We start from the raw sequence: 534 nt of genomic DNA, 5'->3' as shown, positions 1-534 counted from the left end.
ATTCTTTGTATCTCTGGGGTCGGTCACATGGAGGGTAATTTTGGATAAATTCACAGCTAATCACATTTTAGGGTATCAAGATGCTGAAAATTTAGTGCATTTGGTTATTTATTACTAGGGAGCCCTGACCAACCAACACGAGATCATATGAAAGAAGATGTGGCTTACTACATGAAGTATTACAATTTAGAAAGGCTGCATAGCGCGAATAAAAATATGTCGCCAATAGAGTACGAAAATCAGTTTAGAAAAGTGTCCGGTTTGAGTTGACCAGTACATACAAGACCGGCTCGTTTTAAATATCCATTATTTAGTGCCTGCTGAATCCCTGGTGTTTTAGAACTTCTCCATGGTCCTTTGCTTGTAATACCACAGGCAACGGCAGCTTGAATATGTACACCGAGTTTCAATAGGTTGCGCACTTTTGTCCTTGGCTTTCGCCATTGCCGCCAATAGCACATTCGAACTCTACGCTTAATCCAGCAATCTAAATCCACGCATTCCTGGTAGGTATTGGCAATTGCCGTAATAACC

Annotated in this window: 1 protein-coding gene and 1 pseudogene; one reads left to right on the top strand and one right to left on the bottom strand. The window is 41.0% G+C overall.

The features are described 5' to 3' along the window. Positions 1-129: 129 nt before the first annotated feature. Positions 130-270 (top strand): annotated as a pseudogene (locus LU351_RS20585) (IS3 family transposase); the annotation flags it as partial. Here LU351_RS20585 and LU351_RS20580 read toward each other — a convergent pair. Next, positions 240-534: group II intron maturase-specific domain-containing protein (locus tag LU351_RS20580; RefSeq protein WP_416053984.1), on the bottom strand; the 295-nt coding region annotated here is incomplete at its 5' end. The pseudogene LU351_RS20585 and the gene LU351_RS20580 overlap by 31 nt on opposite strands.

Origin of the sequence: Marinibactrum halimedae (assembly GCF_021234875.1) — a bacterium.
In the GTDB taxonomy this organism is placed as follows: Bacteria; Pseudomonadota; Gammaproteobacteria; order Pseudomonadales; family Cellvibrionaceae; genus Marinibactrum; species Marinibactrum halimedae.
The sequence above is the reverse complement of the archived record's forward strand: the minus strand, read 5'-3'. Positions and strand labels throughout refer to the sequence as shown.